Source organism: Limnohabitans sp. Hippo3 (assembly GCF_003063665.1).
Lineage (GTDB): Bacteria > Pseudomonadota > Gammaproteobacteria > Burkholderiales > Burkholderiaceae_C > Limnohabitans_A.
The window spans coordinates 79,304-100,516 of record NZ_NESF01000008.1 but is presented as its reverse complement, the minus strand read 5'-3'; the positions used below and the strand labels follow the sequence as shown (position 1 = coordinate 100,516).

Annotated in this window: 15 protein-coding genes and 1 riboswitch; all 15 genes read left to right on the top strand. The window is 59.0% G+C overall.

The annotated features are described in order from the left end of the window. The first annotated feature begins 133 nt into the window (after positions 1 to 133). The 15 genes from B9Z34_RS10145 to B9Z34_RS10075 all read left to right on the top strand — a co-directional run bounded on the left by B9Z34_RS10145 (position 134) and on the right by B9Z34_RS10075 (position 21,199). Positions 134 to 1,540: a CmpA/NrtA family ABC transporter substrate-binding protein gene (locus B9Z34_RS10145; protein ID WP_108428037.1), complete on the top strand. Its 1,407-nt coding sequence runs from the start codon at positions 134 to 136 to the stop codon at positions 1,538 to 1,540. A gap of 5 nt (positions 1,541 to 1,545) precedes the next feature. Beyond that, positions 1,546 to 2,412 carry a nitrate ABC transporter permease gene (ntrB, locus tag B9Z34_RS10140; RefSeq protein ID WP_108427996.1) on the top strand — a complete coding sequence of 289 codons (867 nt, stop codon included), beginning with the start codon at positions 1,546 to 1,548 and terminating at the stop codon, positions 2,410 to 2,412. Further along, a complete protein-coding gene (locus tag B9Z34_RS10135; RefSeq protein ID WP_108427995.1) occupies positions 2,402 to 3,277 on the top strand; it encodes an ABC transporter ATP-binding protein in 876 nt (291 codons plus the stop codon). The genes ntrB and B9Z34_RS10135 overlap by 11 nt, the downstream gene beginning before the upstream one ends. Positions 3,278 to 3,323: 46 nt before the next feature. After that, positions 3,324 to 3,767 carry a cyanase gene (cynS, locus tag B9Z34_RS10130; RefSeq protein WP_108427994.1) on the top strand — a complete coding sequence of 148 codons (444 nt, stop codon included), beginning with the start codon at positions 3,324 to 3,326 and terminating at the stop codon, positions 3,765 to 3,767. A gap of 106 nt (positions 3,768 to 3,873) precedes the next feature. Next, a riboswitch (S-adenosyl-L-homocysteine riboswitch) is annotated at positions 3,874 to 3,974 on the top strand. Between the two features lie 55 nt (positions 3,975 to 4,029). Continuing rightward, positions 4,030 to 6,741 (top strand): methionine synthase, encoded by a 2,712-nt coding sequence (gene metH, locus B9Z34_RS10125; protein ID WP_108427993.1) that lies wholly within the window; start codon positions 4,030 to 4,032, stop codon positions 6,739 to 6,741. A gap of 5 nt (positions 6,742 to 6,746) precedes the next feature. Further along, entirely contained in the window at positions 6,747 to 7,817 is a 1,071-nt protein-coding gene (locus B9Z34_RS10120; protein WP_108428036.1) for a DUF6352 family protein, read from the top strand. Positions 7,818 to 7,826: 9 nt separating this feature from the next. After that, positions 7,827 to 9,050 (top strand): ABC transporter substrate-binding protein, encoded by a 1,224-nt coding sequence (locus B9Z34_RS10115; protein WP_199220105.1) that lies wholly within the window; start codon positions 7,827 to 7,829, stop codon positions 9,048 to 9,050. Positions 9,051 to 9,155: 105 nt separating this feature from the next. Next, complete coding sequence (locus tag B9Z34_RS10110; RefSeq protein ID WP_108427991.1) at positions 9,156 to 10,823, top strand: ABC transporter permease; 1,668 nt, start codon at positions 9,156 to 9,158, stop codon at positions 10,821 to 10,823. Beyond that, positions 10,820 to 11,497 (top strand): ATP-binding cassette domain-containing protein, encoded by a 678-nt coding sequence (locus B9Z34_RS10105; RefSeq protein WP_108427990.1) that lies wholly within the window; start codon positions 10,820 to 10,822, stop codon positions 11,495 to 11,497. The genes B9Z34_RS10110 and B9Z34_RS10105 overlap by 4 nt, the downstream gene beginning before the upstream one ends. Beyond that, positions 11,490 to 12,095: a CDP-alcohol phosphatidyltransferase family protein gene (locus tag B9Z34_RS10100; protein ID WP_108427989.1), complete on the top strand. Its 606-nt coding sequence runs from the start codon at positions 11,490 to 11,492 to the stop codon at positions 12,093 to 12,095. The genes B9Z34_RS10105 and B9Z34_RS10100 overlap by 8 nt, the downstream gene beginning before the upstream one ends. 165 nt (positions 12,096 to 12,260) lie before the next feature. Beyond that, positions 12,261 to 12,464 carry a helix-turn-helix domain-containing protein gene (locus B9Z34_RS10095; protein WP_108427988.1) on the top strand — a complete coding sequence of 68 codons (204 nt, stop codon included), beginning with the start codon at positions 12,261 to 12,263 and terminating at the stop codon, positions 12,462 to 12,464. Then, complete coding sequence (locus B9Z34_RS10090; protein WP_108427987.1) at positions 12,461 to 15,190, top strand: DEAD/DEAH box helicase family protein; 2,730 nt, start codon at positions 12,461 to 12,463, stop codon at positions 15,188 to 15,190. Before B9Z34_RS10095 ends, B9Z34_RS10090 begins: the two co-directional genes overlap by 4 nt. Positions 15,191 to 15,210: 20 nt before the next feature. Next, positions 15,211 to 17,670 carry a class I SAM-dependent DNA methyltransferase gene (locus B9Z34_RS10085; protein ID WP_108427986.1) on the top strand — a complete coding sequence of 820 codons (2,460 nt, stop codon included), beginning with the start codon at positions 15,211 to 15,213 and terminating at the stop codon, positions 17,668 to 17,670. Beyond that, positions 17,667 to 19,400: a restriction endonuclease subunit S gene (locus tag B9Z34_RS10080; protein ID WP_108427985.1), complete on the top strand. Its 1,734-nt coding sequence runs from the start codon at positions 17,667 to 17,669 to the stop codon at positions 19,398 to 19,400. Before B9Z34_RS10085 ends, B9Z34_RS10080 begins: the two co-directional genes overlap by 4 nt. After that, on the top strand, positions 19,400 to 21,199 hold the full coding sequence (locus B9Z34_RS10075; protein WP_108427984.1) for an AAA family ATPase: 1,800 nt from the start codon (positions 19,400 to 19,402) through the stop codon (positions 21,197 to 21,199). The genes B9Z34_RS10080 and B9Z34_RS10075 overlap by 1 nt, the downstream gene beginning before the upstream one ends. Positions 21,200 to 21,213 lie beyond the last annotated feature (14 nt).

Below are 21,213 nucleotides of genomic sequence, written 5' to 3'. Positions count from 1 at the left end.
TTTGTAGGGCCAGCCCTACAGTACGTCGACAAGCCCCTCACGAAATTAAGCCATGCCCCACCGATGGCACGCATTCAACGAATTCTGGCCCACTGCTTGCATGGACCTGTGCATCTTCACAAGCGAGGTTGCCATGTCTGAATTTTTCGATCCGTACAACGCCGACCGTCCCCTGATGCTCAAGTGCAGCTGTGGCCGTGACCATTCGTCTGCCGACCACCACGCCGAAGTGGCCGCCGATGCCGCAGCCGTCCAACTGCGCGCCCGCTCCGAGACGGCCGAGTTTGAGGCTTACAGCCAGGCATTCATTGAGGCCACGCTGGTCAAGTCGCTGTTCCCACACGATGAAGAGCGCCGCATGTTCCTGCGCGCCGTGGGTAAAAAGACCGCCATGGCGGCCATTGCCAGCGTGTTGCCCATGGCCAGTCTGCAAGCAATGGCGCAAGAAAAAGGGCCACTGGAAAAAACCAACCTCAAGATCGGTTTCATCCCGATCACCTGCGCCACGCCACTCATCATGGCGCAGCCGTTGGGCTTCTACCAAAAGCAAGGCCTCAACGTGGAAGTGACCAAGACCGCAGGCTGGGCCTTGATCCGCGACAAGATGATCAACAAGGAATACGACGCCACACATTTCCTGTCGCCCATGCCGCTGGCCATCAGCATGGGGCTGGGTGCCAACGCCACGCCCATGAACGTGGCCACCATCCAGAACATCAATGGCCAGGCCATTACCCTGGCCATGAAGCACAAAAACAACCGTGACCCGAAGAACTGGAAGGGTTTCAAGTTCGCCGTGCCTTTTGATTACTCGATGCACAACTTCTTGTTGCGGTACTACCTGGCCGAAAACGGTCTCAATCCTGACACCGATGTCCAGATCCGCGTGGTGCCTCCGCCAGAGATGGTGGCTAACCTGCGCTCGGGCAATATTGACGGCTTTCTCGGACCCGATCCGTTCAACCAGCGCGCGGTGTTCGACGAAGTGGGTTTCATCCACATCCTGACCAAGGACTTGTGGAATGGTCATCCTTGCTGCGCCTTCGGCACCAGCACCGAGTTCATCCAGAAGAATCCCAACACCTTCGCTGCCTTGTACCGCGCTGTCCTCACGGCCGCTGCCATGGCGCGCCAGCCGGGCAACCGCGAGCTGATTGCCAAGGTCATTTCGCCTGCGCAATACCTGAACCAGCCCGAGGCGGTGATCAGCCAAGTGCTCACGGGCAAGTTTGCCGATGGTCTGGGCAAGGTGCAAAACGTGCCCGACCGCGCCGACTTTGACCCCATGCCCTGGCAGAGCATGGCGGTGTGGATGCTGACGCAGATGAAGCGTTGGGGCTACATCAAAGGCAACGTGGACTACAAACAGATCGCTGAAAAAGTCTTCCTGATCACCGATGCGCGCAAGCACATGAAGGCGTTGGGTCATGAATTTGCGGCGACCACGCCTTACCCTAAACACAAGATCATGGGCAAAGAGTTTGACCCTGCCAAGCCAGAGGACTACCTCAAGAGCTTTGCGATCAACAAGATGGGTTGAGCGTCATGAAAACCACGCACCTCAATTTGCGCGCGGCCATGGTCTCGTTGCTCATGTTCCTGGTCTTTCTGGGGGCGTGGCAGCTGTCTGCCACGGCGCCTTCGGTGGCGGGTGCCGTCAAGGCGGGCATGACGGCCGAAGAAATCGAGTACCAGAAGATGATGGGCAAGGACCCTGGTGCCGTCAAAACCACAGGCTTTCCACCGCCTTTAGAAGTGGGCAAGGCCATGTTGGGCCATTTGGCCGACCCGTTCTATGACAAAGGCCCCAATGACAAAGGCATCGGCATCCAGCTGGCGCATTCTCTGGGGCGCGTAGCGCTGGGGTTCTTCCTGGCTGTGCTGGTGGCTTTGCCTGTGGGTTTCATGATCGGCATGTCGCCTCTCATGCGCAAGGCGTTTGACCCCTTCATTCAGGTGCTCAAGCCCATCAGCCCGCTGGCCTGGATGCCTCTGGCGCTGTACACGCTGAAAGACTCGGATGTGAGTGGCATCTTCGTCATCTTCATCTGTTCGGTTTGGCCCATGCTGATCAACACCGCCTTTGGTGTGGCTGCGGTCAAACGTGACTGGCTCAACGTGGCCAGCACGCTGGAAGTGCAGCCGCTGCGCAAAGCCTTCTTGGTGATCTTGCCCGCTGCGGCACCCACCATCGTCACTGGCATGCGCATCAGCATGGGCATTGCCTGGCTGGTGATCGTGGCCGCCGAGATGCTGGTGGGCGGCACGGGCGTGGGCTACTTCGTGTGGAACGAGTGGAACAACCTGTCGCTGGTCAATGTGATCTTTGCGGTGCTGGTTATCGGTGTGGTCGGCATGTTGCTGGACCTGGCGTTTGCCCAGGTGCAAAAGGCGGTGACCTATGTGGAGTGATACCCGTGACCGCGAGCTGATCGCACCCTTGCCCACCAACATGTTTGCACCCCAACCCAAGGCCAAAGCCATGAACGCTTTCCTCAAAATTGAAAAACTGGGCAAGGCCTACCAAAGCGACAAGCCTGTGTTTTCGGACGTGTCCTTTACCATCGACAAGGGCGAGTTCGTCTGCATCATCGGCCACTCGGGCTGCGGCAAAACCACCATTCTCAACGTGTTGGCGGGTCTGGACACGGCCACTGAAGGCCATGCCTTCATGGACGGCCGCGAGATCGCAGGCCCCAGCCTGGAGCGTGGCGTGGTGTTCCAAAGCCACGCCCTCATGCCCTGGCTCACGGTGCGGCAAAACATTGCCTTCGCCGTTAAGTCCAAGTGGCCCGAATGGAAAACCCCACAGGTCAATCTGCATGTGGAAAAGCACGTCGGCATGGTCGGCTTGTTGCACGCCATCGACAAAAACCCCAGCCAGCTCTCGGGCGGCATGAAGCAGCGTGTGGGCATTGCACGGGCCTTTGCCATCCAGCCCAAGATGCTGCTGCTCGACGAGCCCTTTGGCGCCTTGGATGCGCTCACACGCGGCACGATTCAAGACGAGCTGATGACCATCGTGCGCCAGACGCAGCAGACGGTGTTCATGATCACGCACGACGTGGACGAAGCCATTTTGCTGTCCGACCGCATCTTGCTCATGAGCAACGGCAACGAGTCGGGTGGCAGCTATGTGCCCGGTGGCTTGGCCGAAGTGGTGGTCAACCCGCTGCCGCGCGAACGTACCCGTGCTCAGCTGCACCACCTGCCGGGCTACTACGACATGCGCAACCACATCGTCGACTTTTTGGTGTCTCGCGCCAAAGCCCATTGAATTGTTTCATCCCAAATTTTCATCAACCCCCCTCAAGAGGTCTTTCATGAACCGTTTAGAAGTCACCGAAAAAATCATCGCCACCAAAGTGGCCAAAGGCATCAAGTGGAGCGACGTCGCAGAGAAAGTCGGCTTGTCCAAAGAATGGGTCACCGCCGGGTGCCTCGGCCAAATGACCTTTGACGCCAAGCAAGCCAAGGTCATTGGCAAGATCTTTGGCCTGAGCGCCGACGAGATCAAATGGCTGCAAGTGGTGCCCTACAAAGGTTCACTGCCCAGCCAGGTGCCCACCGACCCGCTGATTTACCGCTGGTACGAAATCGTGAGCGTGTATGGCACAACCATCAAGGAGCTGATCCACGAAGAGTTTGGGGACGGCATCATGAGTGCCATCGACTTCAGCATGGACATCGTGCGCCAGCCCGACCCTAAGGGTGACCGTGTGAACGTGGTGCTGTCGGGCAAATTTTTGCCTTACAAGCAGTACTGATCTGAGCCTTCGCATGGCCAACTTGGACTTGGGCGGTCCGAGTTGGCCATTCAGCCCGGCATGGGGATGGTCGTCACTAGGCTGTGGAGGCGGTTAAAATCACGCATTTCCCAAGGAGCGTTGCAGCCCGCCGCCTTTCAGGCGCAGCAGGTCAGGCTTGGGGCCGTTCAATGTCTGAATGATCTTGCACAACGACGCTCACCTGTTATCCCAAGGTGAGCCTGTGTCTGTTGTCGCGTCTGAAATCGTGTCTGTTCCCCCCATGAAGTTGTCCGGTCTGGAGCCTGTCTCCATCGGCACCGGTTCGCTGTTTGTCAACGTGGGTGAGCGCACCAACGTGACCGGTTCCAAGGCCTTTGCCCGCATGATCCTGAACGGCCAGTACGAAGAGGCGCTGGCCGTGGCGCGCCAGCAGGTTGAAAACGGCGCGCAGGTGATCGACGTGAACATGGACGAAGCCATGCTCGACAGCCAGGCGGCCATGGTGCGGTTTTTGAACCTGATGGCGGGGGAGCCCGACATCGCCCGCGTGCCGGTGATGGTGGATTCGAGCAAATGGACCGTGATCGAAGCGGGTCTGCGTTGCATCCAGGGCAAGGGCATCGTCAACTCGATCAGCATGAAAGAAGGCTTGGACGAATTCAAGCGTCAGGCCAAGCTGGTCAAGCGCTACGGCGCTGCGGCCGTGGTGATGGCTTTCGACGAAAAGGGCCAGGCCGACACCTACGAGCGCAAGATCGAGATTTGCGAACGCGCTTACCGCGTGCTGGTCGATGAGGTGGACTTCCCGCCCGAAGACATCATCTTCGACCCCAACATTTTTGCGATCGCCACCGGCATCGAAGAGCACAACAACTACGCGGTGGACTTCATCGAAGCCACGCGCTGGATCAAGCAGAACTTGCCGGGCGCCAAGGTGTCGGGCGGTGTGTCCAACGTGTCCTTCAGCTTCCGGGGCAACGACCCGGTGCGCGAAGCGATCCACACCGTGTTCCTGTACCACGCGATCAAAGCCGGCATGGACATGGGCATCGTGAACGCAGGCATGGTCGGCGTGTACGACGACCTGGAGCCTACGCTGCGCGAGCGGGTGGAAGACGTGGTGCTGAACCGCCGCCCTGACGCGGGCGAACGCCTGGTGGAGATTGCCGACAGCGCCAAGGGCGCCGCCAAAGACGAGAGCACCAAGCTGGCTTGGCGCGGCACGGCCGATGCGCCTGTGAGCGTGGCGCAGCGCCTCTCGCACGCGCTGGTGCATGGCATCACCGATTTCATCAACGAAGACACCGAAGCGGCTTATCAAGAGGTCTTGGCGCAGGGCGGACGGCCCTTGCATGTGATCGAAGGCCCGCTGATGGACGGCATGAACGTGGTTGGTGACCTGTTCGGCCAAGGCAAGATGTTCTTGCCGCAAGTGGTCAAGAGCGCCCGCGTGATGAAGCAAGCCGTGGCGCATTTGCTGCCCTACATCGAGGCTGAAAAGCTGGCCCAAGAAGCCGCAGGCCAGGACGTCAAAGCCAAGGGCAAGATCGTGATCGCCACCGTCAAGGGCGATGTGCACGACATCGGCAAGAACATCGTCACCGTGGTCTTGCAGTGCAACAACTTCGAAGTGGTCAACATGGGCGTGATGGTGCCCTGCCACGAAATTTTGGCCAAGGCCAAGGAAGAAAACGCCGACATCATCGGTCTGTCGGGCCTCATCACGCCCAGCCTCGAAGAGATGCAGTACGTGGCGGACGAGATGGAAAAAGACCCGTACTTCCGCGAACGACAGATGCCGCTCTTGATTGGTGGCGCCACTTGCAGCCGCGTGCACACCGCCGTCAAAATCGCACCCAATTACAGCGGCCCCGTAGTCTATGTGCCTGATGCCTCGCGCAGCGTGGGTGTGGCGCAGGGTTTGCTGTCCGAGCAAGCGGCCAAGTTCATCGCCGACTTGAACACCGATTACGCCAAGGTGCGCGAGCAGCACGCCAACAAAAAACAAACCCCGATGTGGACTCTGGCGCAGGCCCGCGCCAACAAGACGCCGATCGATTGGGCCCAGGGCGTGCCCGCTGCGCCCAAGTTCGTTGGCCGCCGTGTGTTCAAGAACTACGACCTGGCCGAGATCGCGCAGTACATCGATTGGGGTCCGTTTTTCCAGACCTGGGACTTGGCCGGGCCTTTCCCGGCGATCCTCGACGACGAGGTGGTAGGCGAGCAGGCCCGCAAGGTCTATGCCGATGGCCAGGCCATGCTGCAAAAAATCATCGATGGCCGCTGGGTCACGGCCAACGCGGTGCTGGGCCTGTACCCCGCCAACAGCGTGAACGACGACGACATCGCGCTCTACACCGACGCCTCGCGCAGCCAAGTCGCCATGACTTGGCGCGGCCTGCGTCAGCAGACCGAGAAACACATGATCGACGGTGTCATGCGCCCCAGCCGTTGCCTGGCCGACTTCGTCGCACCGCAAGGCACAGCCCCAGACCATGTGGGCGTCTTCGCTGTCACCGCAGGCATTGGCGCCGACAAACGCGCCGCCGCTTTTGAAGCCGCACACGACGACTACAGCGCCATCATGCTCAAGTCCCTGGCCGACCGTTTGGCCGAAGCATTGGCCGAATGCCTGCACAAAAAAGTGCGCACCGACCTGTGGGGTTACGCAGCTGGCGAGACACTGAGCAACGAAGACTTGATCGCCGAAAAATACCAAGGCATCCGCCCCGCACCGGGCTACCCCGCCTGCCCCGACCACAGTGCCAAAAAGGCGATGTTCGAGCTGCTGCAATGCGAAGACATCGGCATGGGCCTGACCGAGAGCCTGGCCATGACGCCTGCGGCCAGCGTGAGTGGTTTCTACATCGCGCACCCCGAGGCGCAGTACTTCAACGTGGGCAAAGTGGGTGAGGACCAGGTGCAAGACCTGGCTCAGCGCAGCGGTGTGGAAGTCAAAGACCTGCAGCGTTTGTTGGCCCCCAACCTGTGACCGCCATGCTCAACTTCTGGACGGCCTGCGGCCACCAACACCTGACGCGCAACGCGCGTGGCTGGATGGCCCCCACGCCGGACTACTGGCGGCTTTGGCTGCAGCGCCCCGAACTGGCCTTGGTGCCTGAATCGTGCAAAGCCGAAAAGCGTTTGCACCAGGCCCTGTTGGATGATCCTTTGATGCCCGTGTTGCCTGCGCAACTTCAGGCCTTCAAGGACGACGATGCGCGGGAGAACTACCAACTGTTCTTGCGCTTTCGCGATGAGGTGCAAGCCGCTGGCTCGCTGGAGTCGGCCTACATGGCTTGGCAGCAAAGCGGCAACATTCAGCTGCCTCTGCTGTTCATTGACCTCGTGGTGCAGGCCATCGTGTGCAATGTGCTGGCCGATGTGCAGGACGCCTGGGTCTGGCGTGCGGCCGAGCTGCTGTTTCGGCGTCAGCGCATCACCATCGAAGGCGGTCGCGTGCTGTCGGGCGACAGCGACACACTCGATAGCCTCAAATCCACAGCTGGCTTTGGCGAGATGGGCCGCCTCTTGATGGAGGGCGGCGCCACGCTCAAGGCGGTCGATGTGAAAGTGCTGCACCCGGACAACGCCGAGCGCTATTTTGCGCAGCGCGAAGGCCTGGGCCGCTATGCGTTCTTGCTCGACATGACGCACGAACTGCAAAACGAATTGCCGCACGGTTTGATTTTGAGCATGGTCAACGCCCGCTCTGGGCTCAAGGCCTTGTCGGTGGTGCTGGCTCGTTGGGTGCAGCACTTTTTGGGCGTGGCCGTCAGCATCGAGCCGGTGCAAAAAGTCGATGACCCAGCCTGGCGCTGGCATGTGGGTCTGGACGTGACGGCCACCGCTTTGCTCAACGACCTGTACCAGGGCATCGAGCTGGACGCCAAGCGCCAGCAGCAACTCATCAGCCTGTTCAAATTGCGTTTTGACAACCCGCAGGATATGCGTGCCGATGTGCAAGGCAAGCCGGTTTATTTGGGCTTGGCCATGAACGAGCAAGGCTTGCTCAAGCTCAAGCCGCAAAACCTGTTGCTCAATTTGCCCTTGGCTGCCGAGTTTTGAATCATGACCATGAAACCATTTGTTCCGACACGTCTGGCGTCCAATCGCCGTCAAGTGCTCGCTTTGTTGGCCCTCACAACGGCCCCCTGGTCTTTACAAGCCCAAAACGCAACATGGGCCGACACCTTGCGTGCGGCCCGTGGCCAGACGGTGTACTTCAACGCCTGGGCGGGTAGCGAGCGCATCAATGCCTACTTGCAATGGGCCGCGTCCGAATTGCAGCGCGACTTTGGCGTCAAGCTGCAGCACGTCAAGATCAGCGATGCGGCCGATGTCGTCAAGCGGGTGCGTGCCGAAAAGCAGGCGGGCCGCAAAGACACCGAGGGCACGGTGGACCTGGTCTGGATCAACGGCGAAAACTTCGCGGCCATGAAGCAGGGCGGCTTGCTGTCAGCGCCTTTTGCCCCAACCTTGCCCAATTTTCAGTGGGTCGACACGGTGGGCAAGCCCACCACGCTGGTGGATTTTTCGGTGCCTACAGAGGGCTTGGAAGCCCCTTGGGGCATGGCCCAGCTCACGTTTTTTGCTGACGCCAAGCGCCTGCCTAAACCACCGCAAAACATGGCCGAGTTGCTGGCCCTGGCCCGCCAGCAGTCTGGGCGCATCACCTACCCGAGCCCCCCTGAGTTCCACGGCACCACCTTCATCAAGCAGGCCTTGATCGAGCACGCGCCGGATGTGAAAGCGCTGGCCCAGCCCGTGACCCCCGCCACATTGGAGGCACAGGCCGCGCCCTTGTGGCGTTTTCTGGATTCGCTGCACCCGCTCTTGTGGCGCGGTGGCAAACAGTTTCCGCAAAACTCGGCGGCCGTGCGCCAGATGATGGCCGATGGCGAGCTCGTGATGGCGCTGACCTTCAACCCGAACGAGGCGGCCAATGAGATCGCCGCCAAGCGCCTGCCCGCCTCGGTGCAGAGCTGGCAGTTCGCCAAGGGCACGATTGGCAACACGCACTTTGTGGCCATCCCGTACAACGCGCCCAGCAAAGCGGGTGCGCAGGTGGTGGCCAACTTTTTGCTGTCACCCGCCGCGCAAGCGCGCAAGGCCGACATCGACGTGTGGGGCGACCCGACGGTGCTGGATGTGGCCCGCTTGCCTGTGGCAGAGCGTGCACGTTTTCAATCGGCCTCGCGTCCCGGGCAAGTGGCCGTGACGGCACCTGTGTTGTCCGAGCCCCATGCCTCGTGGGTGGACGCGCTCGAAAAAGAGTGGGTGCGCCGCTATGGCGTGTGAGATGGCCGCTGCTTGTTTTTTTAGGTCGGCGGCTTCAGCCCCGACATGGGGTCCGATCACCGCCAATGTCGGAGCTAAAGCTCCGACCTGCAGGACTTGAGGTTCATGGGGGCCGTGTTGCTGGCCCTGATTGCTGGCCTGCCCATGGGTTGGGCGTTGTGGGCTGCGGCATCACAAGTGTTCGATGCACCATCCTGGCAAGCTCTGTGGACTGATCCGCAAACGCTGCGTGCTTGGTGCATGACCCTGTGGACCGGTCTGGCCTCGACGGTGCTGGTGTGGTGGACAGTGGCGCGCTCATTGGCGAGCGGCTTCATCCGCCAGCAATTGACCCGGTGGCTCACCCATCTGCCCGCATGGCTTGCCACGCCGCACGCGGCCTTGGCCATTGGCCTGGTGTTGTGGCTCTCGCCCAGCGGCTGGGCTTTGCGCCTGGCGTCGCCCGGCCTCACGGGCTTTGAAGCGCCGCCACCTTGGCCCACCACGCAAGACCCCTGGGGCTTGGGTCTGATTTTGGCGCTGTGGCTCAAGGAGGTACCGTTTTTGCTGTGGGTGGCCGCCACGCAACTTCAACGTGAAGACTTGCGCCGCCGCTGGCAAGCCGAATTCGCACTCGCTCAGACCTTGGGCCGCACGCCCGGTCAAGCCTTTGCCCAAGTGGTTTGGCCGCAGCTGGCCCCACGTTTGCATTGGCCGTTGTTGGCGGTGCTGGCCTATGGCCTCACGGTGGTGGACATGGCGCTCATCATCGGCCCCGCGTCGCCGCCCACTTTGGCGGTGCTCGCCTGGCAATGGCTGGGCGATGCCGATGTGGCCATGCAGGCGCAAGGCGCAGCGGCGGCGGGTGCGCTCACCTTGAGCGTGGCGATTTTGGCAGGGGTGACTGTGGTGGTGGTGCACGCAGCGGCGCTTGTGCGCAGATTTGCGAGCAGGGGCTCGCTTTTGCAGCAAACGCCAAACAGGGTATTGCATTTCCCCGGTGGCCAACTTCGCGGCCGAATGTCCGGGCTGGCGCTTGCCATCGGTGCCGCCTACCTCGCCGTGTGGTGGGTCTTGGCTGTGGGCAGTGTTTCGGGCGTCTGGCCCTTTCCGCAGGTCTGGCCATCGTTGTGGACCACGCACGCCTGGTCGCAAGTGCTGGGCAGTGTCAGCACGGTCGGCACCACCTTGGGTTTGGCGGTGGCCTCGGCCAGTGTGTGCCTGGTCTGGTCGGTAGCCTGGCTGGAACTGACACCGCGCCGCTGGCAACAGGCTTGGCGACCTTGGTGGTTGCTGCCGCTGGTGTTGCCCTCGGTGCTGTGGGTGGTTGGCCTCTATAGCGTGGCGCTGCAGTGGCGGCTGGAGGGGCAGTGGCTCGGCTTGTTGATGGCGCATGCGGTCATGGTGCTGCCCTATGTGTTGCTGGCGCTGGAGCCTGCCTATTTGGCGGTCGATCCGCGCCAATCGGCTGTGGTGGCCAGCTTGGGCCATTGCCGTTGGATCGAGTTGCTTCGCATCAAATGGCCGCTGCTCCAACGCGCCATCGCCTCGGCCTGGGCGGTGGGTTTTGCGGTCAGTGTGGCGCAGTATTTGCCCACCTTGTATGTGGGGGCGGGGCGCTTTGCCACGGTGACCACCGAGGCCGTGACGCTGGCATCTGGCGCGCAGCGCTCGCTCATGAGCGCTTATGCCGCTTTGCAAATGCTCTTGCCCGTCTTGGCCTTTGCTTTGGCCGCTTACTTGGGCAGGCCGCGCCAATTTGAGAAGATCGGGTCGATGAAAGACAACACATGAACGCGGGACTCCAGATCGACATCGAACGCTTGGGCACGGCGGCGCAGACCTTGGTGCAAGACCTGTACCTGCATGTGCCCGCAGGCGAGATCCTCACGCTGATGGGGCCGAGCGGTTGCGGCAAAAGCTCGGTGCTGGCGGCCATCGCAGGCACGCTGGCCAGCGTGTCCGAAGGTTTGCAGCCTTTGCAGTTTGCGGGCCGCGTGCAGCTGAACGGCCGTGACCTCACCACTTTACCCACGCACCTGCGCGGTGTCGGCTTGGTGTTTCAGGATGCTTTGCTGTTCCCGCACATGACGGTGGCTGAGAACCTGCTGTTTGCCGTTTCCCGCGCTTTGCCGCTTGCACAGCGCCAAGCGCGTGTGCAGCAAGCGCTGCAAGAAGCTGAGCTGAGCGGCATGTGCAATCGCGACCCGTCCACGCTTTCGGGCGGGCAACGCGCCCGCGTCGCGCTCATGCGGGCGCTGCTGGCCGAGCCGCAAGCGCTGTTGCTCGATGAACCGTTTTCAAAACTCGACGCCGCCTTGCGCGCCCAACTGCGCCCGTGGGTGTTTGCGCATGTGCGCGAGCGGCGCATCCCCGTGGTGCTGGTCACGCACGACGAACAAGACGTGGCCGACCCGCAGCGCGTGGTGCACTTGCGCGCCACCGAAGAAAGCCCAACGCATGTTTGACCGCCACGCCCAAACCCTCTTGCGCCCCGCGCTGAACGCCGCCGCACGCGGCTTGGTGCGCGCAGGCGTCAGCGCCGATGCGCTGACCTGGCTGGGCTTTGCCATCGGCATGGCCGCCGCCGTGGCCATTGCAGTGCAAGGGTGGTGGTGGGGCTTGGCGCTGCTACTCGCCTCGCGCTTGCTTGACGGCTTGGACGGCAGCGTGGCCCGCCTGACCCAACCCACCGACGCGGGTGGCTTCTTGGACATCGCACTCGACTTCGTGTTTTACGCTGCCATCCCCCTGGCCTTTGCGGTGGCCAACCCCAGCGCCAACGCACTGCCCGCCGCAGCCTTGCTGGCCAGCTTCATTGGCACCGGCAGCAGCTTTTTGGCGTTTGCTGCACTGGCAGAAAAACGTGGCCTGACGGACACCGCGTTGCCAGGCAAAAGCTTTTACTTCTTGGGCGGCCTGACTGAAGCCACCGAGACCATCACCGTCTTCGCCGCCATGTGCATCTGGCCTGAACACTTTGCGGTGTTGGCTTATGGGTTTGCGGGGTTGTGTGCAGTGACGACGGGGATGCGGGTTGGGTGGGGGTATCGGCGGTTGGGGTGAATGTATTGGAGTACACCCGCAGAGTTTGTTTGTTTACTTGATAAACACTTTATTATGCAAAATCAGCGGTTTACTGGCTGATTGCTCCGAGTAGCAGAACTGACACTCTGTTAGACTGATGACGACTTTAAACGACTTAGAGGCCGTAAGCTGAACGCCAATGCCATGAACGCTGAACCGTGGGTCACCGCCATTGATGTTGCGCGTCATTTGGGCGTTGTGAAAGACACCGTGTATCGCTGGCGCGAGCGCAAAGGGTTGCCAGCGCACAAAATCGGTAGATTGTGGAAATTTCAGCTGTCTGAGGTGGATGAATGGGTGCGTGCCGGTGGTGCGGATGAATCCTCCGACAGAGGCGGTGCTGCATGACACCCAATCGTAATGAAGCGAAAACACGAACAGAAATCATTGACTCTCAGCTTGCTCATGCTGGCTGGTCGCGAAATCGACGAACCCTTGTCGAAGAGTTCTTGCTAAAGGGTTCTGAGCCAGATAGCGCCTATGGCAACGAACAGTTTGCCGACTACGTGTTACTTGGTTCAGACGGTAAGCCAATTGCGGTAGTAGAAGCCAAGCGTACTTCCCGCGATGAATTAGCGGGCAAGCGCCAAGCAGCCGATTACGCAGAAGCAATCAAAACGAAATTCGACAGTGATCCGTTCATCTTCCTCACCAACGGCAAAGAAATTCAATTCTGGGATCGTGAACGCTATGCGCCTCGAAAGGTCTCTGGCTTTTACACCCGGGATGATCTTGAGCGCCTACATCACCAGCGACAGTTCGCCCAGCCACTGAACGGCGTCACGATCAACGCGGACATAGCTGGCCGCGACTATCAAAATGAAGCCATTCGCCGCGTCACAGAAGGCGTGGATGCTGCCAAGCGCAAGTTCTTGCTTGTCATGGCCACTGGCACGGGCAAGACTCGAACAACCATCGCCCTGGTCGATACATTACTGCGCTCCAAGCGCGTGCAGCGTGTGCTGTTCTTGGCAGACCGACGGGAATTGGTGCGCCAGGCCATGTCGGAGTTCAAGAGCCATCTGCCGAACGAAAGCCTGGCACGTATTGAGTCCGGCGAAACTTCTGGAGCACGTATCCAGTTTTCCACCTACCCGAGCATGATGCAGGTGTATTCGCGCCTTTCGGTGGGTTATTACGATCTGATCGTCGCCGACGAAAGCCACCGCTCCATCTACCAGCGTTACAAGGCCATCTTCGATCATTTCGACGCCATTCAGCTCGGGCTGACCGCCACCCCGACCGACTACATCGACCACAACACATTTGAGCTATTTGATTGCGGCGACGGTGCGCCCAGCTATTACTACAGTTACGAGCAGGCCATTGCCGATCAGAACTTGGTGAACTACCGGGTGCTCGACGCGCAAACCAACTTCCAGCTTCAAGGTATTCAAGGTGATGCATTGCCCGAGCCGCTGAAGCAGATGGCCCGTGATCAAGGCGTAGATCTGGAAGAGCTCAACTTCGATGGCAGTGATATCGAAAAAGGCATCATCAACCAGGGCACCAACGATGCCATGGTGAAAGAGTTCATGGACAAAAGCCGCAAAGATGTGCGCGGCCTGCCGCACAAGTCCATTATCTTCGCCGTCAGCCATGCCCACGCCAAGCGACTCTACGAAGCTTTCAATCGCCTGTATCCGGAACTGCAGCGCCAAGGCATGGCCGAAATCATCGACAGTCATATGGAGCGCGCTGATGCCACGCTGGACGACTTCAAGTACCGCACCATGCCGCGTGTGGCCATCTCTGTGGACATGCTCGACACCGGCGTAGACGTTCCTGCCATCCAGAACTTGGTCTTTGCCAAGCCCGTATTCAGTAAGGTCAAATTCTGGCAAATGATCGGGCGCGGCACACGGCTAAATACCGACAAGACCACAGGCGAGATCAAGAAAGACTTTTTGATCATCGATCACTGGAAAAACTTCGCCTATTTCAAGCTTAAACCCGAAGGCGAAGTTGACCACCCTAGCGAACCACTACCGGTACGCCTGTTCCGCCTGCGGTTAGAAAAGTGGCAACTGCTGCACGCCCAACAGCAAGACGCCGAGACGGCTGTCGCCGATCTTCTGGCCATGTTGCACGCCTTGCCTCGCCACAGCATCAACGTGCGACCGCACTGGGATGAGCTCGATGCGCTGGTACAGCAATGGCCTCAGCCCAGCCAAAGCGCCCTTGAGCATCTATCGCAAACCATCGCCCCTTTGATACGCTTGGCCCCGTTGGCTGGCCTGGATGAGTTGCAGTTTCGCATCTGGTGCGAGCGGCTCACCGTGGCCTGGCTCAAGGGTGATGCCACCGAACAAATCAAGGTGCGCGAGCATATCCAAGAGGCTGTGAATAGCCTAGCCGACAACATCCCCGAAGTGCAGCGGGTGGCTGAGCAACGCGCCTGGGTGCAGTCCACCGGTTTCTGGCAACACTTGGATACGGCCCGGCTGATCACATTGCAGTCCGTGTTCGCGCCCTTGATGCGCTATCGCACCACCACACCCAGCCGCACGGTTGAAATCAACCTGCCGGACAGCATTACCCAGCGGAGCTGGATCATCTACGGACCCACGGGCGAAGGTGCCTTTGCCGAAAGCTATCGCGAGCAGGTAGAGGCACTGGTGCGTCGACTGGCCGACCAGCTGCCCGAATTGGCCAAACTCAAGCAAGGCGAGCATCTGGATGACGGCGAACTGGAGCGGATCAGCGACTCACTCAACCAGGCCGATTTGTTCGTCACTGAAGACACCTTGCGCAAAGCCTTTGAAGCTCCCACCGCATCGCTGGCCGATTTCCTGCGTCACATACTTTGCGAGGGTGCGCACCTGCCTAACCGTGAGCAGCGCATCAATGCCGTGTTCGACGCTTTCGTTGCCGCACACGGCTATTTGCGTGCCAACCAACTCAACTTCCTGCGGGCCGTAAAAGCGGCAGTGCTGCGCCACGGGCGCATCACCCGTGCGGCCCTCGCCGAACCACCGCTTTCGCGCGTAGGGCGAGTAGAAACGCTATTCCCGTCGCAAGACATCGACGAACTCATCAACCTCGCCAACCAATTGTTGGATGAGGCAGCTTGACCCCTCAAGGACACCACTGAATGCTAGCCCCTCATATCAAGAAAAAAGTCGACGAACTCTGGAGCCGCTTCTGGGCGGCAGGCCTCACCAACCCCTTGGTTGCAGTCGAACAAATCACCTATTTGCTTTTTCTCAAGCGCTTGGAAGACATCGACCTGAAGCGTCAGCAACGCGGCTTTCCCTCGATCTACTTTGGATACGAGTCCTGCAAGTGGAGCTACATCCGGCAGGACAAAACCAACCCCACGCACCTGATCGATGTGGTTTTTCCATGGCTGCGCGAGCTCGACAAGCATTTCACTGCTACCAGCGCTGATGGCACGGAATTGGCCAGCCTCAATAACCGCATGGCCGATGCCTACTTTCAGCTTGATCCGAATAAGGGCAAGGTGCTGAGCGACGCTATCGACAAAATTGATGAGCTTTTTGCACGTGCCGGTGAAGGCTCTGCTGCTCAAGACATCATGGGCGACACCTTCGAGTACCTGCTCAGCGAAGTCGCCACCGCAGGCAAGAACGGTCAGTTCCGTACGCCGCGCCATCTGATCCGCTTCATGGTTGAGTTGCTCGACCCCGAGCCCGGTCAGCGCATCATCGACCCGGCTGCCGGCACGGGTGGCTTTTTGTTCAGTACCCAGCAGCACCTGATGCGCAAATATTCAGCGCAAGAAAATCTCGTGCTGGAATGGGACGGTACCCCACACCGCACCGATGGTGCAGCCGCTACACCCGAGCAATACGCGGCCATACATAACGGCGCCAACTTCGTCGGTCTCGATAACGACCGCACCATGGCCCGCATTGGCTGGATGAACTTGGTGCTGCACGATGTTACCGATCCGCATTTGTTGCAGGGCGACTCACTGAGCAAACGCGAAGGCAAGGCCAAGCTTAAAGAACTATTGGAACCGGGCAGCTACCAGTTCGTACTGGCCAACCCACCCTTTACCGGTACGGTCGACAGTGGCGATCTGGAGCCAGATACCGTGCTGTTCCCGCGTGTCGGTGGTGGTGGCAAGAAAAAAGACGAATCCATCACCAACAAGAGCGAACTGCTCTTTCTTTGGCTGATGCTCGATTTGCTCGATATCGGCGGGCGCTGTGCGGTGATCATTCCTGAGGGTGTGCTGTTCGGCAACACCGATGCCCATGTGCGGCTGCGCCGTGAGCTGCTTGTTGAACATGTGGTGGAAGGCATCATCTCCCTTCCGGGTGGCGTGTTTCAGCCCTATACCGGCGTCAAAACCTCCATCGTGATCTTTCGTAAGGTCACGCGCCGCGATAGCAAGCAAACTTTGCCGAGCAACGCGGCACCACTCAGTGAACACGTATGGTTCTACGAGGTGGAGGAAGACGGTTACTCGAAAGACGCCAAACGCAACGCCCGCCCCGGGCAACAGAACGACCTGTGGGATGCGCTCGAAAAGTTCAAGGCCTGGATCACCCACGGGCGATCAGCTGCACAGCGCCACGAAAAAACCCTGCTGCAACCTAGCTTTCACTCTGAGCGCTGGCGTCAGGCCTTGTTGCGTGACACCGCCGACAAACTCACCCCCGCCGGTGAAGCTTTCGCCTCGCTGCCTGATACCAGTATGTGGGATGGTCAGGTGTGGGGTGTACATGAGCTGTTTCCAGAACTCCCCCGCGACCCCAAGGCCGCAGAGATTCAGGTACGCAACGCCGCCAGCAAGATGCTTTACGACCTGGTGATTCAATTCTTTGCACCAGCTACTCTGCCCATTTGGGAACAGTGGCGTGCCGCTGGAACTGCCGATCGACCAATGAATGCAGACCATGCATTGGCCGACTGGCAAAAAGCCATCAAAGTCCCGCAGCAGGAATTCAACCGCGCAGCGCGTGACGTGCAGCGATTTTTTGAATCGGAAGACGGTCCAGCCCTGCCGCTGTGGAAGGACATGGTCAAGGACGCGCTGAACGCAGGGCTGGCTTCCCATAAAAACACCGTTATGCAAGCGTCTACGGTGCAGTTGAGTCACCATGATCAGGTGGCCGATCTGAACGCAGCGCTGGAAGTTATAGCCCGCGAAGTGGCCAAACTCGATGGCTTTGACGTTACCCTGCGCAGCCTGGCGATTGATCAAGCCACCGAACTCAAAGCCGCCAAACATTGGGTGGTGCCCGTGCGCGACTGGGCGCGCAACGATGAATGGCAAAGCGAAGATGGCCAGCTCATTGGTTCACACGATGTCGATGGCTTGGTGCGCCCGGCTTATGTGCAAGCCATGCTGGTCGAGGGTCTTTATGACGACAAGGGCACACTCAAGGACGGCCTGCTTGACCCCGATTGCATCGAAGCCCGCGACTGGAACTTGTCCGCTGGGCAGTACAAGCCTTTTGACTTCACCCAACTCAAGAGCGATAAGAGCGTAGCCGAGCTGATCGACGCGCTCAAAACCACCGAGAAGGACATCATCAAGGGGTTGGACAAGTTGCTGGCGATGATGGAGGGAAGAGAATGAGTTTGCCTACACACTGGGCCACACTGCGACTGGCAGACGTTTGTTTAATTGGATCTGGCGATGGTGCTCCTCAAGAGGAACATTGGTTTCAAGAGAGTGGCGAACCATTCATTCGCGTCAGCGACCTTTCTACCCCAAGAGAAGATATTCGCATTAAGAGCAGTCGTGACCAGCTAACTTCAGAAGCTGTGGAGAAGTTGCGCCTTCGAAAATGGCGAAAAGATTCTTTGCTGTTGCCTAAAAGTGGGGCATCTGCACTCTTGAACCAGCGTGCCCTGCTAGGGGTGGATGCCTGTGTTGTATCTCACCTAGCGATTCTTGAACCAACTGAATTAATTGAAGCGGATTTCCTCTATTGGTGGTCTACGAAATTTGATGCTGCAAGGGTCATTCCAGACCCCAGCTATCCGTCAATTAGATTGCAAGATTTGGGGAGGGTAAAAATTGCTCTCCCAACACGCCCCGAACAACAGCGCATTGTCGATGTGCTGCGGCAAGCAGATGTGGTGGCAAAGGCCAAGAAATCTATTTGCGATCAAGTTGATCATCTAATTCGGACGGCTTACTGGGAGTACTTTGGCGCATGGTTCACAGCTGATGGCTTGATTGATCCGGTTCGGATTAGCGACTATGTAGCTGACTCTCAGTATGGAGTATCCGAAGCCATGGGCGAGAATGGGACGCATGCTGTCTTGCGTATGAACAGCATGACCACTAGCGGCTGGTTGGATTTGACAGATTTGAAGTACGCCAGTCTGTCCAAAAAAGACATCGAATCTACCGAATTGCGAGACGGTGACTTGCTGTTCAATCGGACGAACTCAAAGGAGCTGGTCGGCAAGTGTGCAATCTGGCGCCCAGTTACCGGTGCATACAGTTTTGCGTCTTACCTCGTGCGCTTTCGCTTGAAGCCAGAAATGCTGCCTGAATTCCTTTGGGCTACTTTAAATAGTTCCTACGGAAAATATCGCCTTTTGAATTCGGCCAAGCAGGCCGTCAGCATGGCTAATGTCAGTCCGACAGGATTGGGGCGAATTACGTTGCCGCTTCCACCGCTACCTCTGCAAGAGAAGTTCGCCAAATTTGTACGTGCTGTTGAAGAACTCCGCAGCCAGATGATTGGCAAATTAGACGTGTTTGCCGATTTACAGTCCAACGTTGGCCAACAGGCTTTGATCGGTGATCTGACCATTCAATGGCGAAAAGATCACGCTTCTGAAATCGTAGAAGCATCGCGCACCCGTGATGCCCTGCTGCGCGAACGTGGCACCAAAATCACTCTTAGTGCTAACGTCGTGGTCACCGCTACGAAACAAGCCGACCTCACCACACGCTCGACACGCTCCGCCCGCCACTGGCTACTGAGCGAGCTGAGTGAGTTTCAGCGCCAAGTGTTAGCGGCCTTCACCGAGTATTGCCAGCAAAGCGGCCAGCCCTTGCTCGTGGAAGATCCAGACGTATTCGCTCGCTTCTGTGACGACGAGGCCGTAAACGTGCGTTTGCAAGCATTCGGCCAGTCTCACGGCAATCGCATCCGCCGTTCTCTCAGCCAATTAGCGGCGCTGGGCCTGATCGCCAAAATCACCCTGCCCAAGCAAGACTTGGAAAGCGGCGAGCGCGATTATCTGAAGGCTTTTCGCCCTCTACGACCAGAAGAATTCACGCGCATGGCCGATGTGGAGACATTGCGAAAGGCTTTAGCACTCAGTACAGATGAGGAGCTCAAGTAATGCGCCTGCGCTACCTGCACCTGCAAAACTACCCACCCATCTCAGACATCCAGGTGTGTTTTGCCAGCGGCTCGCCCTTGGCACGTGAATGTGCCATCCGCTTTGTGGTCGGGGTCAATGGCAGTGGCAAATCCAACCTGCTGCGCGCAGTGGCCGAGGTGTTCCTGGCGCTGGCTGACTTGCGAGTCTCTGCGTTCCCAGTGAGCTTGGTGTACGAATTGGGGGTGCGCGGATCGCCCAACCACCGCACCTTGCTGCTGCACTGTCCGGGCAACAGGCAACAAGCGAGCTTATGGCTGCACGAGCGCTTTGCGTTTGACGACCAAAACGACAAGGAGGTGTTTGATACCTGCATCGAACATCTGAACAGCCATGGTGTGCCGATGACGCCGGGTTTCTCGGCGCTGATTGCCCCCGGCAATTGGCCGCTGCGCGACAGCTCGCCACCACAGATTGCATTGCCTTCTGCTGTATTGGCTTACACCACAGGCGACCTACGTCCTTGGCGCTCGGTGTGGGGCCGTAATCAGCGTGCTGACGGCGTGCTAGAAAGTAGTGATGACACCCAAAACGACGAACGCCCCGCAGGTTGGACCACGGCTCATGAAGACGCCTTGCAAGCGGCACGACAAGGCGACGAAGATATGCCCCGGCGTTCCTTGAACACGGGCAGTTCGGGGGCTGATCTTTTCCGCCGTCCCGTGCTGCTGGATGCCACGTTGTTGAAGTGCGCGCTGCTGTCGGTGACTCTGCCGCAAGCATTTGTTGAGGCGACAGACTATTCGCAGCGCGCCGAGCTTGATGCGGCGGTGGCCAAACTGCGCCGATCCGACAACAACAAGAACCCGCTGCAAGAACTGCTGGAGCGCGGCGGTTGGCACCATTTGGTTTCGATCGCCTTTCGCTCACGTATCCAAACGGATCAATGGGATCAAAAACTGCGCGAAACCGCTCACGATTGGTGGCTGTGTGCCAGCGAGGTGACCACAGAGCCTCACCCGGTGGAGCAGCAGCGCACTTTATGGTTCGACCTTCAAGGGCCATTCGATGGTCAAGGGCAGTCGTTCATGTCACCCGCCCGTGCGGAACTGAAAAATTGCCGCAGCCAAGGCGAAGCCTTGTGGGCCTTGCTGGGTGGGGCTAAGGACGTCAGCAGCTTTGAGCTCTTTACCCGCTTGCTGGAGTTGAACCAGGCAGGCCTGTTCGACGATGTGCTGCTGCGCTTGCGCCGCGCGCCCGTGCCCGTGCCCGCCGATTCCGATTTGACCGACATCGGCGTATTGCGCTACGAGGAACTTTCGGACGGCGAGCAGATGGTGCTGGGCCGCATGGCGCTATTCCACTTACTGCAAGGCCAGCAGGACGCCTTGCTGCTACTCGATGAGCCCGAGACGCATTTCAACGACAAATGGAAGCGAGAGATTGTCGACATCATCGACGATGCCATTGGTCATACATTCAATGACGTGTTGATCTCCACCCATTCGGCCATTGTGCTCTCGGATGTGTTTAACAACGAGATTGTGATGGTACAGAAAACGCAGAATGGCTCGACCGTCCGCAGCGTGGACGAACCGACGTTCGCCACCGACCCCAGCGCACTGATGATGACGGTGTTCGGGGCCGATGACAGCATTGGCAAACGTGCCCAAGAATTCATTGAAGACAAGTTGCAGCAAGCCACCGGAACACCTGACGAAGTAGCCGACCTAGAGCGCCTAATTGCCCGGATGGGATCGGGTTTCTATCGCAGCGAGCTGCGCACCTTGCTGAACACTTGGCGGGGTGGCAATGCTTAAGCCTATCTCGCAAC

What these genes read in the sequence shown, in the direction of transcription:
- B9Z34_RS10145 (WP_108428037.1), top strand. Translation starts at nt 134, where the DNA reads ATGTCTGAATTTTTCGATCCGTACAACGCCGACCGTCCCCTGATGCTC.
- ntrB (WP_108427996.1), top strand. Translation starts at nt 1,546, where the DNA reads ATGAAAACCACGCACCTCAATTTGCGCGCGGCCATGGTCTCGTTGCTC.
- B9Z34_RS10135 (WP_108427995.1), top strand. Translation starts at nt 2,402, where the DNA reads ATGTGGAGTGATACCCGTGACCGCGAGCTGATCGCACCCTTGCCCACC.
- cynS (WP_108427994.1), top strand. Translation starts at nt 3,324, where the DNA reads ATGAACCGTTTAGAAGTCACCGAAAAAATCATCGCCACCAAAGTGGCC.
- metH (WP_108427993.1), top strand. Translation starts at nt 4,030, where the DNA reads ATGAAGTTGTCCGGTCTGGAGCCTGTCTCCATCGGCACCGGTTCGCTG.
- B9Z34_RS10120 (WP_108428036.1), top strand. Translation starts at nt 6,747, where the DNA reads ATGCTCAACTTCTGGACGGCCTGCGGCCACCAACACCTGACGCGCAAC.
- B9Z34_RS10115 (WP_199220105.1), top strand. Translation starts at nt 7,827, where the DNA reads ATGAAACCATTTGTTCCGACACGTCTGGCGTCCAATCGCCGTCAAGTG.
- B9Z34_RS10110 (WP_108427991.1), top strand. Translation starts at nt 9,156, where the DNA reads ATGGGGGCCGTGTTGCTGGCCCTGATTGCTGGCCTGCCCATGGGTTGG.
- B9Z34_RS10105 (WP_108427990.1), top strand. Translation starts at nt 10,820, where the DNA reads ATGAACGCGGGACTCCAGATCGACATCGAACGCTTGGGCACGGCGGCG.
- B9Z34_RS10100 (WP_108427989.1), top strand. Translation starts at nt 11,490, where the DNA reads ATGTTTGACCGCCACGCCCAAACCCTCTTGCGCCCCGCGCTGAACGCC.
- B9Z34_RS10095 (WP_108427988.1), top strand. Translation starts at nt 12,261, where the DNA reads ATGAACGCTGAACCGTGGGTCACCGCCATTGATGTTGCGCGTCATTTG.
- B9Z34_RS10090 (WP_108427987.1), top strand. Translation starts at nt 12,461, where the DNA reads ATGACACCCAATCGTAATGAAGCGAAAACACGAACAGAAATCATTGAC.
- B9Z34_RS10085 (WP_108427986.1), top strand. Translation starts at nt 15,211, where the DNA reads ATGCTAGCCCCTCATATCAAGAAAAAAGTCGACGAACTCTGGAGCCGC.
- B9Z34_RS10080 (WP_108427985.1), top strand. Translation starts at nt 17,667, where the DNA reads ATGAGTTTGCCTACACACTGGGCCACACTGCGACTGGCAGACGTTTGT.
- B9Z34_RS10075 (WP_108427984.1), top strand. Translation starts at nt 19,400, where the DNA reads ATGCGCCTGCGCTACCTGCACCTGCAAAACTACCCACCCATCTCAGAC.